The organism is Sulfitobacter sp. SH24, assembly GCF_965641895.1.
Lineage (GTDB): Bacteria > Pseudomonadota > Alphaproteobacteria > Rhodobacterales > Rhodobacteraceae > Sulfitobacter > Sulfitobacter dubius.
On the sequence record NZ_OZ282575.1, the window covers coordinates 235,934 to 249,936 of the forward strand.

At 62.3% G+C, this 14,003-nt stretch carries 10 protein-coding genes; 3 read left to right on the forward strand and 7 right to left on the reverse strand.

Annotated features, from left to right (window positions below; all coding sequences use genetic code 11):
* The first annotated feature begins 76 nt into the window (after window positions 1-76).
* Window positions 77-952, forward strand: a complete 876-nt coding sequence (gene dapA / locus ACSQ16_RS03515) for a 4-hydroxy-tetrahydrodipicolinate synthase (RefSeq protein ID WP_093927416.1) — start codon at window positions 77-79, stop codon at window positions 950-952.
* Between the two features lie 62 nt (window positions 953-1,014).
* Here dapA and ACSQ16_RS03520 read toward each other — a convergent pair whose 3' ends face one another.
* The 4 genes from ACSQ16_RS03520 to ACSQ16_RS03535 all read right to left on the reverse strand — a co-directional run bounded on the left by ACSQ16_RS03520 (window position 1,015) and on the right by ACSQ16_RS03535 (window position 7,196).
* Window positions 1,015-1,890, reverse strand: a complete 876-nt coding sequence (locus ACSQ16_RS03520; RefSeq protein WP_243261663.1) for a dimethyl sulfoxide reductase anchor subunit family protein — start codon at window positions 1,888-1,890, stop codon at window positions 1,015-1,017.
* On the reverse strand, window positions 1,890-2,654 hold the full coding sequence (locus tag ACSQ16_RS03525; protein ID WP_243261662.1) for a 4Fe-4S dicluster domain-containing protein: 765 nt from the start codon (window positions 2,652-2,654) through the stop codon (window positions 1,890-1,892). The genes ACSQ16_RS03520 and ACSQ16_RS03525 overlap by 1 nt, the downstream gene beginning before the upstream one ends.
* A 49-nt stretch (window positions 2,655-2,703) precedes the next feature.
* On the reverse strand, window positions 2,704-5,520 hold the full coding sequence (locus tag ACSQ16_RS03530; protein WP_243261661.1) for a molybdopterin oxidoreductase family protein: 2,817 nt from the start codon (window positions 5,518-5,520) through the stop codon (window positions 2,704-2,706).
* A gap of 212 nt (window positions 5,521-5,732) precedes the next feature.
* Window positions 5,733-7,196, reverse strand: a complete 1,464-nt coding sequence (locus tag ACSQ16_RS03535; RefSeq protein WP_093927412.1) for a PLP-dependent aminotransferase family protein — start codon at window positions 7,194-7,196, stop codon at window positions 5,733-5,735.
* Between the two features lie 116 nt (window positions 7,197-7,312).
* Between ACSQ16_RS03535 and ACSQ16_RS03540 the strand changes: the two genes are divergently transcribed.
* Both ACSQ16_RS03540 and nagA read left to right on the forward strand, forming a co-directional pair.
* Window positions 7,313-8,203: a BadF/BadG/BcrA/BcrD ATPase family protein gene (locus tag ACSQ16_RS03540; protein ID WP_243261660.1), complete on the forward strand. Its 891-nt coding sequence runs from the start codon at window positions 7,313-7,315 to the stop codon at window positions 8,201-8,203.
* Window positions 8,200-9,330, forward strand: a complete 1,131-nt coding sequence (gene nagA / locus ACSQ16_RS03545) for an N-acetylglucosamine-6-phosphate deacetylase (RefSeq protein WP_243261659.1) — start codon at window positions 8,200-8,202, stop codon at window positions 9,328-9,330. The genes ACSQ16_RS03540 and nagA overlap by 4 nt, the downstream gene beginning before the upstream one ends.
* A 250-nt stretch (window positions 9,331-9,580) precedes the next feature.
* On the opposite strand, the gene ACSQ16_RS03550 is transcribed toward nagA, so the two are convergent.
* From ACSQ16_RS03550 to ACSQ16_RS03560, 3 genes are all read right to left on the reverse strand, one after another.
* The gene (locus ACSQ16_RS03550; RefSeq protein WP_093927409.1) at window positions 9,581-9,844 is read right to left on the reverse strand and encodes a glycine zipper 2TM domain-containing protein; all 264 of its coding nucleotides are present in this window, start codon (window positions 9,842-9,844) and stop codon (window positions 9,581-9,583) included.
* A gap of 207 nt (window positions 9,845-10,051) precedes the next feature.
* Window positions 10,052-11,449, reverse strand: coding sequence for an aminotransferase family protein (locus ACSQ16_RS03555; RefSeq protein ID WP_243261658.1), 1,398 nt, complete (start codon window positions 11,447-11,449; stop codon window positions 10,052-10,054).
* Between the two features lie 230 nt (window positions 11,450-11,679).
* A complete protein-coding gene (locus ACSQ16_RS03560; protein WP_243261657.1) occupies window positions 11,680-13,776 on the reverse strand; it encodes a DEAD/DEAH box helicase in 2,097 nt (698 codons plus the stop codon).
* Window positions 13,777-14,003: the final 227 nt, after the last annotated feature.

A 14,003-nucleotide genomic window follows, 5' to 3' on the forward strand; every position in this document is an offset into this window, starting at 1 on the left:
TTTATCAAACATTAGCGCCCGCGAAAGCCTTCATCCAGTCCGGTTTTCCGCCGGCCAGCACTTAAGGAGCGTGCACATGTTCAAAGGCTCTCTGCCTGCCCTCGTCACGCCGTTTCGCAACGGCGCGCTGGATCTGGATACGCTCAAGAAACTTATCGAATGGCACATCGGCGAAGGGTCGAGCGGGCTTGTCCCCGTCGGCACCACGGGCGAATCTCCGACGCTGAGCCATGCCGAGCATGAGACCGTCGTCGAAGAGGTGGTCAAAGCCGTCGCGGGCCGCATCCCGGTCATCGCCGGTGCCGGGTCGAACAACACGGTCGAAAGCATCCGCCTTGCCCGCCACGCCGAAAAGGTCGGCGCGGATGCGCTGCTGGTGGTGACGCCCTATTACAACAAGCCGACGCAACGCGGGCTGGTGGCGCATTTCACCGCCGTGCATGATTGCTGCGAATTGCCGATCATCATCTACAACATCCCCGGTCGTTCCGTCGTCGATATGATGCCCGAGACGATGGGCGAACTGGCCCAACTGCCGCGCATAGTCGGCGTCAAGGACGCCACCGGCGATCTGGCGCGCGTCTGCGATCAGCGCATCACCTGCGGCCCGGATTTCTGCCAGCTGTCCGGCGAGGACGCCACTGCGCATGGGTTCAACGCTCAAGGCGGCGTTGGTTGTATCTCGGTCACTGCCAATGTCGCACCGCGCCTTTCCGCTCAGATGCAGGCGGCCTGCCTTGAGGGTGATTACGCCAAGGCGCTGGAGCTTCAGGACCGTTTGATGCCGCTGCACAAGGCGATCTTTACCGAGCCGGGGTTGGTGGGCGTGAAATACGCCATGTCGCGGTTGGATCTCTGTTCCGACGAGGTGCGTCTGCCGCTCACGGAACTGACGGACCCGACCAAAGAACTGGTCGATGCGGGTCTGCGCCACGCGGGTTTGATGAACTAAGACTGCTTTTTAAGCTGTGAATTAGAATGCGAGAGGGGGTGGAGGCACCCCCTCTTTTGCGTTCAGCGTTTGCCGTAGTAAATCCCGACCACATGTTCCGCCTGCGCAAAGAACAGCCAGCGTGAGGTCAGCACCCCCGCCGCATGGCTGAGCACCGCGAGGGCAGCGGCAAGGTGGTGGAACACGGGCGACAAGAGCAGCAGAAGCGGCAGCAGCACCATAAGCGTAATCGCGATCACCCGCAGCTTCAGCGCGTGTTTGCGTCCGATTTGATAAACGAACTCTCGCAGCAGGTAATTGCTGCCAGTATGCGGCGGTTCAAAGGCGCGGACGCTGCCCTTGTCCCCCAGCCGCGTCGCTGTGGCGATATCACTGCCCGAGGCCGCAAGTGCGCGATCCCCGCGCCACCATGTGGCGATCTGCACCGCCCCCGCCAGCACCAGAAGCACCATCGCCGCCGTCACCTGTCCGGCCAGCACCGCGCCTCCTGCAATGCTGAGCGACAAGAAGTTCAGTGGCGTCATCACGCTGTGCCAGCGTGGCACAGTCTTCATCTGGGTATAGATCATCGCCGTGGTCAGAACCGTCAGCAATGACAGTGCCGCGCCTAGCAGCCCTAGCGGCCAAAGCCGCATGTCGTAGAACACCAGCCCCGCGCCATAGGCTGCCATGGTCAGCAGGGCCGCGACCGAGGCCCAAGCCTCCCGGCTGAGCCAACTGCTGCGCCACTGGGTAAAGGCCTTGAGCGCGCGTTCCGGATGGCCCAAGTGGAATGTCGATGCGATCAACCCGCCCACGGCCAAAAGGTAAGCCAGCGCGAAGAAAACGAAGGCCACCCAGCCGGTCACGGCAGGGAGGCCGATGCCGAGCCATGCAAGCAGGCCAAAGCCGAGCCCCGACAGGCTGCTGAACAGGATAACAGAAGGTGCCGGATGCATCAGAGCTTCTCCAGTGTGCGGTCAAGCCAGCCGAGGAAGCCTTTGGGGCCGCTGTCGATCGGGGCAAGGAAAGGCGCCAATATGTCAATCTCGCCACTGTCCTCCGGCCCTTGCAACTGATCGCGCGGGCGGGGCGGCAGGTATTTATTGACAGGTTTGGTGCCTTGCTCGGGCATAAGGTCCACACCGCCACGCTCGGCCACTAGTTGGCTCACAGCACTTTCGGGATCACCAAGATCACCAAAGTGCCGCGCGCCCGCCGGGCAGGTGCGCACGCAAGCGGGCTGGCGGTCTTCTTCGGGCAAGTTCTCGTTATAGATACGGTCGACGCAGAGGGTGCATTTCTTCATCACGCCCGCGGCCTGATCCATCTCACGCGCGCCGTAGGGACAGGCCCATGCGCAGAGGCCGCAACCGATGCAATCGCTTTCGTTGACCAGCACGATCCCGTCTTCGACGCGCTTGTAGCTCGCCCCCGTGGGGCAGACGGTCACGCAGGGCGCGTCATCGCAATGCAGGCAGGATTTCGGGAAATGCACGAGTTGCGCGGCACCGGCCTCGGGCTGAACCTCATAGCTGTGCACGCGGTTAAGAAAGGTGCCCGACGGGTCCGCGCCATAGGCGTCTTGGTCCGACAGCGGCGCGCCGTAGTTTTCGGTGTTCCAGCCTTTGCAGGAGATCACGCAGGCATGGCAGCCGACACAGGTATCAAGGTCGATCACAAGGCCGAGTTTGCGGTCGGTCTGTTGCGGGAGCGTGGTCATAGCTTGCGGTCCTGAAGGGTCATTTGCGCAGCGCGCGGGCGGGAAGCGGTCATTTGCCCACCTTCCACGCGATGTCGCGCGGCCCAGGCGGGACGGGAGAGCGCTGCGCCGGGATTTCTGGCTGTGCTTCGGCGGGGGCGTCGGTCTTTTCGATATGCACTTTAAGGTCGAACCACGCGGCCTGACCGGTGATCGGGTCGGAGTTCGACCACCGCAGACCGTCGCCCTTGGGCGGCAACAACTCGTGGATCAGATGGTTGAGCAAGAAGCCCTTGGTCGCCTCCGGCGCGTCGCGGTCCAGTGCCCATGCGCCTTTGCGTTTGCCGATGGCGTTCCATGTCCAGACCGTTTTGGGGTTCAGGGCCGCCATCTCCATCACCGGCACCGTGATCCCCCCATGGGGCGAGGTCACGCGCGCCCAATCGCCGTCTTGCAGCCCCTTGGCACGCATGATCGCCGTGGGTAGGTAGAGCGGATTGTGCCCGTGCAATTGCCGCAGCCAAGCGTTCTGACTGCCCCAAGAGTGGTACATCGCCATCGGGCGTTGGGTCAGCGCGTGGACGTCATAGCCCTCAGCGCCTTCTGGATCGCTTTCGTACCAGATCGGCAGCGGCGACATGGTCTGCTTGATCCGTTCACGCAGATGCTCAGGCGGCTGGCGGTCGCCGTGGCCTTCGGCGGCAAGCTGAAAGCGCCGCAGCGGCTCGACGTAGAGCGAAAACAGATAGGGCTGCGGCGCGTCGTAGATGCCCATGCCGACGGCCCAGTCTTGGTAGGCGGCGTTCCACGGCTTGTAGTAATTCGCGCCCTCGGGGATGTGATTGACGAAGAAACCGCCGTTTTCGATATAGCGGTCGATCTGCTCGGGGTTCGGCGCCCCGCGCCCCGCGTCTTTGCCATCCTCACCGCGGAACCCGGCCAGCGGGCCAATGCCCGGACGGCGTTCGTGGCTGGTGATGTAGTCGGCGTAGTCTTTGTATTTCTGGCTGCCATCCTCGTTCACGAACCCCGGCAGGCCAAGCTGCGCCCCCAGATCGCAGAGCGCCGATTGAAATCCCCGCACGTCGCGGTTGGGCTCCACCACGGGCCAACGGATCGCATCGGCGGCGGCGTCGGCCTCGCTGATTGGACGGTCGAGCAGTGAGATGCAGTCGTGCCGTTCAAGGTACGTCGTGTCGGGCAGGATCAGGTCCGCATAGGCCACCATCTCCGAGGAATAGGCATCGGAGTAGATGATCCGAGGGATGACGTAGTCACCGTTGTCATCGGTATCGGTCAGCATCCCCATCACCCCGCCGGGGTTCATCGACGAGTTCCACGACATATTCGCCATATACATGAACAGCGTGTCGATCTTATAGGGATCGCCTGCATGGGCGTTGGAGATCACCATATGCATCAGCCCATGGGCCGACATCGGGTTTTCCCATGTGAACGCCTTGTCGATCCGCGCCGGGCTGCCATCGGCGCATAGCGCCAGATCGTCGGGGCCATGCACGAAACCCAGATGCGGCCCGTCGAGCGGCCCGCCGGGCGTGGCCTTGCAATGCGGTTTGGGATGCGCCGTGGCGGGCTTGGGGTAGGGCGGCTTGAAACGGAAACCGCCGGGCACTTCGACGGTGCCAAGGATGATCTGCAACACATGCAGCGCGCGACAGGTCTGAAACCCATTGGCATGGGCCGAGATGCCGCGCATGGCGTGGAAAGAAACCGGGCGGCCTGTCATCGTCTTGTGATGCTCGCCCCGGAAGTCGGTCCATTCGTGCTCAAGCTCGAAAGCTTCGTCAAAGGCGACGCGGGCCAGTTCGGCGGCGATGGCGCGGATGCGCGGGGCGGGGATGCCACAGCGGTCGGCCACGGCCTCGGGGGTGTACTCTTCACCCAGATATTGCTCGGCCATCTGGTGAAAGACCGGGCGGTGCGTGATGCCTGCTGTGCGGTAGGTGGCGGCAAGGTCGGGGCGCACGCCGGGCTGATCGAAGGGGGTCAGCTTGCCGGTCTTGCGGTCAACCACCAGCGCCTTGCCGTCCTCATCGCGCAATTGCAGGCCATACTCCGGCGATTTCGGGTCGCTGTTCAGCAGCACTGGCGCGTCGGTGTAGCGCGCGAGGTAGTCCAAATCTATGCGTCCGGCCTTCATCAGGCAGTGGATCAGCGACAGAATGAACAGCCCATCAGTGCCGGGCGTGATGCCGACCCAATCATCGGCGATGGCGTTATACCCGGTGCGGATCGGGTTCACCCCGATGACCCGCGCGCCGCGTTTCTTCAGCTTGCCCAGACCCATCTTGATCGGATTGCTGTCATGGTCCTCGGCCACGCCAAACAGCATGAACAGCTTGGTATGGTCCCAATCGGGTTGACCAAACTCCCAGAACGCGCCGCCCATCGTGTAGATGCCAGCGGTGGCCATATTGACCGAGCAGAAACCGCCGTGGGCCGCGTAGTTCGGCGTGCCGAAAGCCTGCGCCCAAAGCGATGTGAAGCTCTGCGATTGGTCGCGCCCGGTGAAGAACGCGAGCTTTTCCGGCGCTTCGCGGCGCAGCGGCTCCAGCCAGTCGGTGGCAATTTGCAGCGCCTCGGTCCAACTGATGCTCTCAAACTCGCCGGAACCGCGCGGACCCACGCGCTTCATCGGGTTGCGCAGCCGCGCGGGAGAGTTGTGTTGCATGATCCCGGCCGAGCCTTTGGCGCAGAGCACCCCTTGGTTCACCGGGTGGTCGCGGTTGCCCTCGATGTAGGCGACCTTGCCCTTTTTCATATGCACGTCGATGCCGCATCGGCAGGCGCACATGTAGCAGGTGGTCTTGCGAACCTCGTCCGAGACCTTGGGCGACAGATCAAGCGGCGGCTGGGAATGCGTCATGGGCGGGCTGGGTCTTTCGGCAAGGCGAGCGCTTGGCGCGCGATATGTTTCTCTTCGGCGGATGTGAGGATCTAATTGGGAATATTTCCCGCCTAGCAGAGGTTTGCAAGAACCTTTTCCTCTGCCTTCCGATCATTCTCGCCGATGCCTGCGGTTGAAGGTGATGCGGTTGATCCGGTGCAACAGAAGCGTCACGAGGCGATCGAGCCGTATCAGCGCAGGCGGTCGATTTCTTGCGCGATCAGGCCGACCCCTTCGTTGATCCGTGCTGCAGGGATCGAGGAATAGGCCAATCGGTAGTAATTCTTGGCCTTCTCGTCACCTATGAAAAATGCATGGCCAGGTTCGAACAGCACATCGCGGGCGCGTAGGTTTTCGGCCAATTGCGCACTGTCCACGCTTTCGGGTGCACGCATCCAAAAGGATGACCCGCCATAGGCTCCGCGCCCTGAGACGCGCAGGCCATGCTGTTCCAGCGCCCCTTCCATAATGCGGCGGCGTTCGTGCAAGGCCAGCCCCATGCGGCGGATCTGGGCGTCGTAATGGCCCAATGACAGGAAATATGCGGCGGTGCGTTGGATATGCCCCGGCGGGTGGCGCAGCACCGATGCCCGCAGCGCGCGCGCCTCGCGGATAAATGGCTCAGACCCCACCAGATATCCCAGCCGCAGCCCTGGAAAAAGCGATTTGGAGAAGCTGCCGACATAGATCACTCGCCCCTCGTCATCGAGCGATTTCAGTGCGGGCGAGGCGGGCTTGAGGAAAGACATCTCAAATTCATAGTCATCCTCGACGATCAGCGCCTCAAGCGCGCGGGCGCGGGCCAAGAGCGCTCGGCGGCGGTCCATCGGCATGGTCGCATTGGTCGGGCATTGGTGGCTGGGCGTGGTGAAAATCACATCCGTGTCAGGGGGGATCGCCTCGGGGGGCAAGCCGTCTTGATCCACGCGGACGGGGGTTATGTGGCAGCGCGATTGGCTGAGGATGCCACTCAGCGCCGGGTAACACGGATCTTCTAATACGGCGCGGCGGCGTTGGGTCAGCAGAACTTGGGCGGTCAGCCACAGCGCGTTCTGCGCACCGAGGGTGATGAGAATCTGATCGGGCCGTGCCGAGACACCGCGCCGGGGCAGAATATTTCGCACAATGAACTCGATCAACTGCGGGTCGTCTTGGTCGTAGTAATCGGTGGTCATCGAGGTGAAATCACGTTGACCCAAAGCTTGGACCGCACAAAGCCGCCAGTTGGCGTGGTCAAAAAGCGTCGGATCGGCTTGCCCGTAGATGAACGGATAGCGGTAGCTGGCCCAATCTTGCGCTTTGCCCGACAGCCCGTTGCCGCTGAACCGTTGACCGATGGCACGCGACCAGTCGATGGCGTCGTCCACCTTGGCCATTGGGGCAAAGGCTGGGGGCGCAGGCGCGTTGTCAGAGACGAAATACCCCGACCGCCCGCGCGAACTGAGGTAATCATTTGCCAAAAGCTCGGTATAAGCGATGGTTACAGTGATCCGGCTGACGCCAAGATGCGCGGCGAGCTTTCGGGTGGAGGGCAGCTTCTCCCCCCGCTGAAACCGACCCGAGAGGATGCCTTGGGCGATCATCTGTTGGATCTGCTGTTGCAGGGTGCCTTGTGCATCGGGGCGCAGGAAAAAGGTTTCAACGGGCAGGGCCATTGCGCGAGGTTAGGCTGGCCTTAGTCAGAGTTCAATCTGGCATCATGGGCTGCCGACTTAACCTGCCGGTGCGGCGTGCACTTCCGTTCGCCCTGCCGCTCACGTAGAAATACAGCATGAAGATTTCTGCCCCTCTCTTGATCGCCGTGGACGGCGGCGGCACCGGTTGCCGCGTGGCTGTCGGCACGCGCCATGACGGTATCCTTGGCCGCGCCGCAGGGGGGCGTGCGAACATCGGCAACGAGCCAGAGCAGGCTTTGATGAATATCCGCCAGACGGTGGAGCGTGCCACGGTTGAGGCCGGGCTGCCCCTTTCGGCTTTGAAGGATGCGACGGCATTCGTGGGCTTGGCGGGGATGGACAAGGCGCGGGATGAGGCGCGTCTGCGCGCGGCACTGCCGTTCCAGCGGATCATCGCAGATGACGACCGCCCGGCCTGCGTTGTCGGCGCACTTGGTGAAGGGGGCGCAGGCTGGGTGCTGGCCATCGGCACGGGCACCATCGTCGCGGCAACCGATGGCGTGGCGTTTCGTTATGCCGGGAGTTGGGGGTTTCATCTGGCCGACCAAGGTTCGGGCGCATGGCTGGGCTGCAGGGCAATGAACCAAGCCCTTCAGTGCTATGATGGGCTGATGCCGCATAGTGATTTAACCCGGGCGGTGCTGGCAGAGTTTGGCGATGATCCATCGGCGCTGGTTGCGTTTAGCTTGACGGCAAAGCCGGGGGATTATGCGGCTTTCGCGCCCAAAGTGATCGCGGCAGCAAAAGCATCGGATCGCCATGCGCAGGCGTTGATGCAAGAGGGGGCCGCCTATTACATCCGCGCGTTAAAGGCGTTGGATTTCACACCAGGCGATCCACTTTGCCTGCTGGGTGGGATTGGCCCGCATTACGCGGACTTCCTGCCCAAAGATCATCTATCGGGACTGGTCAAACCACAGGGTGCGGCGCTGGACGGGGCGTTTCATCTGCTGTGCAAGGCCACGGCAGAAGAGGCGTTGCCATGACTGAGATCGTCAAGGTTTTCACCGGGGCCGACATTCACGATGGTACGCGGTTGCACCGCGGAAGTGTGCTGGCACAAATGCAGGACGGCAGCCGCCGTATCCTTAATCCGCTTGAGGTGCCGCAGGGAACACCGGCGACGGGGCTGGAGCGCGGTGTGCTTTGCCCCGGTTTCATAGATCTTCAGGTCAACGGCGGCGGCGGGGTGATGTTCAACGACACACCAGACGTGGCCACGTTGCGCCGGATCGCAAGGGCGCATCGCGGCACGGGGGTGGCAGGCTTCCTGCCCACACTGATCACCGACACGCCCGACAGAACCCAAGCCGCGATTGAGGCCACGGTAGACGCCATCGCCATTGGCGTGCCGGGCATCATCGGGCTGCATCTGGAAGGCCCGCATTTGTCACTTGCGCGCAAAGGGGCGCATGACGGAGCGTTGATCCGTCCGATGCAGGAAGCGGACCTTGCTTTGATCTTGCGCGCGGCCAAACGGCTGCCGAACCTCATGGTCACGGTCGCGCCGGAAAACACCACCAACACACAGATCAGCGCGATGGCTGAGGCGGGGGTGATTGTTTCACTGGGCCATAGCGATGAAGATTATGAGAGCTGCATGGCGGCCTTTGACGCGGGCGCGCGCTGTGTCACTCATCTGTTCAATGCAATGAGCCAGATGACCAGCCGCGCGCCGGGTTTGGTTGGTGCAGCACTTGCGCGGGGCGGGGTTCATGCAGGGCTGATCGCGGACGGCATCCATGTACACCCAGCCAGCATGCGCAATGCGCTAGCAGCCAAGGCGGAGGGGGTCTTCCTCGTTAGCGATGCGATGGCGACTGCGGGATCGGATATCACTTCCTTCATGCTGAATGGTCGCGAGGTGTACCGCAAAGAGGGGCGACTGACGTTGGCAGATGGCACATTGGCTGGCGCAGACCTTGAGATGGGGCGTGCGGTGCATACCCTGACCCACGCTGTGGGCATACCGCTTGAGGCCGCGCTGGCACAGGCGATCTCGGGTCCGTTGGCGTTGCTGCGTGACGCAAGAGGGCTGGGCCAAGTCGAGACCGCAGGCCAGCCATTGGTGCATTACGATCCTGAAAGTGGCGCGGTGCGCGTTCTGGCTTAGCCTGGTGAACAGCCGCCAGCAGAATGGCGCGACGATTGAGAATGCTGCGTTTGAAGATATCAGCAACCGCGCTATCGCTCAGGCTCGTCATATCCCCTTCCGCGCCAATCAGGCGTTAGATGCCCTGTTAGGTTCAATTCGCAAGGCAGCTAAGAATGGGCGGGCGGGTAGGATCGGTGCAGAAACAAAAAAGGGCTCCGACCCATGGTCGAAGCCCCCCCTTGGCGCGGAAACGCGCGATGTCAGCCGCTTATGGGCAAGCTGCGGTGTAGCGCTGACCATTGGAGTTTTGGTACACGCATTTGCCGGATTGTGTCTGGCCGATGTAGTTACCAGCAGCGGCACCAGCGAGACCACCAATGATCGCACCCTGCACTTTATCATCACCGCCTGAAACGGCAGCACCGGTGGCAGCACCGAGAGCCGCACCTGTCAAAGCACCTTGGTTGGAGGTGGTGCCATCACAAGCGGCGAGACCAGCGATCATCGGAATTGCGATAAGAAACTTCTTCATGTCTTTCTCCCAGTTTACTCATTTGCCAACGCGGGGGGATTGGAAGAGGTTCCCGCGAAAGCGATACATTTTCAGAAAAACTTCCAGCGCGGTAAAACGCAGTAATTTTTCGAGGCGACGTCATGTTCGGGCAAGACATGGGTTTAGATAGACGAAGGCAGCACCGGGTCAACCGATGCCGCCTGTCGCACGCCTGAAGGCGCGGTTTTACGCCGAAGCGAAGACCCGGCCCAATGCGCCATCCACCGCGGTGATGATCTCATCAATATCATCGCGTGAGGCGATCAGCGCCGGAGAGAAACACAGCGTGTTGTTCTTGCCCGGCAGCGAGCGGTTGGTGGCACCGATGATGACGCCTTGGGCCATGCAGTCACCCACGACGGCTTGAATGCGCTTTTCCTCAATGGGGGCGCGGCTGTCGCGGTCGGTGACCAGCTCCGCCCCAAGGAACAGCCCCTTGCCGCGCACATCGCCGATCGCTGCGTGTTTGTCGGCAAGCGCATGCAACTGATCCAACATGTAGTGGCCCATGTTGGTGGTGTTCTCCAACAGGTTCTCGCGTTCTATGATGTTCATATTCTCGATGCCCGCGGTCGGCCCCGCGGTGCAGCCACCAAAGGTCGAGATGTCGCGGAAGTAGTTCAACGGATCGCTGGCATCGTCCTTGAACATGTCAAACACGGCGTCGGTCGTGACCAGACAGGCGATGGCGGCATAGCCTGAGGCGACGCCCTTGGCCATGGTCACCATGTCTGGCTGGATGCCGTAGTGCTGATAGCCGAACCATGTGCCGGTGCGGCCGACGCCGCAGACGACCTCATCGATATGCAGAAGGATGTCATACTTGCGGCAAATCTCTTGTACCCGCTCCCAGTAGCCCTCGGGCGGGCAGATCACGCCGCCGCCTGCGGTCACCGGCTCTAGGCAAAGCGCGCCAACGGTTTCCGGCCCTTCGGCCAGGATCACCTTCTCGATCTGGTCGGCAGCCCAGACACCGTAGTTTTCCTGCGGCGCGCCGTCTTGTTCGAAGCTGCGATATTCCAGACAATGCGGCACCCGCACGAAACCCGGCGCGAAGGGGCCGTATTGTGCGTTGCGCTCGTCCTGCCCGCCCGCCGAGAGGCAGCCGAGGGTGGTGCCGTGGTAGTCGCGGTCGCGGTAGAGGATCTTGTGCTTCTTGCCGCCGTAGCGCTTGTGCGCGATCTGGCGGACCATTTTGAAGGCTTTCTCATTCGCCTCGGAGCCGGAGTTGCAATAGTAGACGCGGTCGAGACCGGGCATCTTGTCGAGCAGTTTCTCGGCGAAATGCGAGCCGGGGATCGACCCTGCGGACCCGGCGAAATAGTTCAGCTTGATCAGCTGGTCGCGCACGGCATTGGCGATGCTTTCGCGGCCATAGCCCACGTTGACCGTCCAGACACCACCGGACACGGCATCAAGGTGCTCTTTGCCCTTTTGGTCCCAGACACGCATGCCCTTGCCTTCGACAATGATGCGTGGGTCGGTCGTTTCATAGGGTTTGTGCTGGCTCAGGTGATGCCAGATATGCGCGCGGTCGGCTTCGACAACGCGGGAGATGTCGTTCTCGTTAAAATTGCCGTCCATGGGGCAAACCTTTCTGTGCGGGTGGGCGAACCCACGAATGAAGCCCGCGCAGAGGCGGGGAATGTGCGTAACACATCACCGCGAAATTCGCACCGCAAGTAGTGCCAGTTGGGTTTGTTCCTTAAGGCCAGCTGTGGGCGCCGATTTCTTTCAAAGAAATCGGGCCGGACTTTTTTAAAAAGTCCGGGGCCTTATGCAAAAACGCCGGGGTGATGCCCCGGCGTTTTGTCTTATTTCGATTTCGGGCCGCCCTTGCCGCCCTGCTTGCCGATCTTATTCGGCGGGGTGAAGCGTTTGGACGGGTCGGACGCCCGTTTGTACGACTTCTCTCCGCCGGGCGTGGTGGCCGAGGAGGTCGGCTTGCCCTTGCCTTTGCGCGGTGCGTCGCCTGCGGGCTTTTCTTTTTTCCACACCGCTTTCGCCTTGGGCTTGGCGGTGGTTTCGCCGCCAGACTTTGGCTTGGGCGTGGCGCCGGGCTTCATCGGGCTGCGCTCGGTCTTGTGGGACTTTGGCGGGCGTTCGCCTTTGGGTGCGCGCGGTTTGTCGAACTTGGGCTTGTCGTATTTCGGCTTGTCGAAAGACGCGGCACCGGGACCATCCGCCGCTTTGGCGCGTGGCTTGCGCGGGGCGGGCGCGGCGTCGGGATCGTAGTTGTCACGCGGGGGGCGCGGGCCACGGTCGGGGCGGTCGCCTTTGTAGCCGCCGCCGGGCTTGGGACCACGGTTGCCGCCAGGTTTCGGACCACGGGCCAGATCGGGGGCTTTGTCGAGCTGCGTCAACACCGCGCCTTCTTCGAGTTTCATGTCACCGCCGAGCGCAGCAAGCAGGCCGGGAACTGAGGTCTCCAGCACTTCGACAAAGCTGTGGCTGCCTTGCACACGGATCGCGCCGATGTCGTCTTTGGTCAGGTCGCCGCGACGGCAAAGCATCGGCAGCAGCGTGCGCGGCTCGGCCCCGTCGTTGCGGCCTGTCGAGATTGAGAACCAGACCGATTTGCCAAAGGCCGGGCGCGGCTTGTCATCGCCGGGGGCACCGGGTTCGGCCAGTTCTTCTGGCGCGGATTGACGCGCGCGGTAGAGGTTGACGAAGGCAGTGGCCAGTTGCTCTGCCGAGAATTGCTCGACCAGATTGGCAACGAAACCTTCGGCGTCTTCCGGGATCGGGTCGGACCATGCGGGATCGGCCAGCAGGCGGGCTTCGTCTGCGGCGTTGACTTCGGTGGCGGAGGGCGGTGCCGCCCATTCCACTTTCAGCTTCGCGCCGCCAATCAGACGGTTAGCCTTGCTGCGCAGTTTGGCAGGCACGATCAGCGCGGAAACACCCTTGCGCCCGGCGCGGCCTGTGCGGCCCGAACGGTGCAGCAGCGTGTCGGAGTTGCTGGGCAGATCGGCGTGGATCACCAACTCAAGGTTCGGCAGGTCGATGCCGCGTGCGGCAACATCGGTGGCGATACAGACCCGCGCACGTCCGTCACGTAGGGCTTGCAGCGCGTTGGTGCGCTCGGACTGCGTCAGCTCGCCCGAGAGCGCCACGACCGAGAAACCCCGGTTGGTAAAGCGCGTGGTCAGACGCGCCACGGCGGCGCGTGTGTTGCAGAACACGATGGCGTTCTTGGCCTCGTAGAAGCGCAGGACGTTGATGATCGCGTTTTCAGTGTCACGCGGGTGCACGTTCAGCGCGCGGTATTCGATATCGCTGTGCTGTTTGGCTTCGCTCACAGTGGTGATGCGCTGCGCATCGCGCTGGTAGGACTTCGCCAGTTTGGCGATGGCGGCGGGCACAGTGGCCGAGAACAGCAGCGTGCGGCGCTCTTCGGGGGATTCTGAGAGGATGAACTCAAGGTCTTCGCGGAAACCGAGGTCGAGCATCTCATCCGCTTCGTCCAGCACCACGGCGCGGATCGCGTCGAGGTTGATGTTGTTGCGTTTGATGTGGTCACACAGGCGGCCCGGCGTGGCGACGACGATATGCGCGCCACGGTCCAGCGCGCGTCGCTCGGTCCGGGTGTCCATGCCGCCGACGCAGGTGGTAACCACTGCGCCCGCTTTACCGTAAAGCCACGTCAGTTCGCGGCTGACCTGCATCGCCAATTCGCGTGTGGGCGCGATAATCAGCGCCAGCGGTGCGCCTGCTTGGCCGAAATGGGTGTCGTCGCCCAAAAGCGTCGGCGCGATGGCGAGGCCAAAGCCCACCGTCTTGCCCGACCCGGTTTGGGCCGAAACCAGAAGGTCTTGATCGTTCAGCGCGGGGTCTGTGACGGCCTCCTGAACGGCGGTAAGTGTTTCATAACCCTGTTGGGCAAGGGCATCGGCAATAGTCTGGATCACGAAGGCTGTCCTGTCTTGAACGTTTGTGCGGGGGGCGGGCACGTGGGGTGCTACCAGCCACGGCAAAGGAATCCGACCGTCGGTAGAGGGTCGGGGATGGAATGTACATGGGGGTTTTTGGGCGAATTGTCACCCTTTTTACCTGTTCGACGGCTTTCAGGGCATAAATGGGCGAGGAAGTGCCGTCTAATCTCTTGTCCGGCCCCCTCACATCTTGGTCAGGCCAA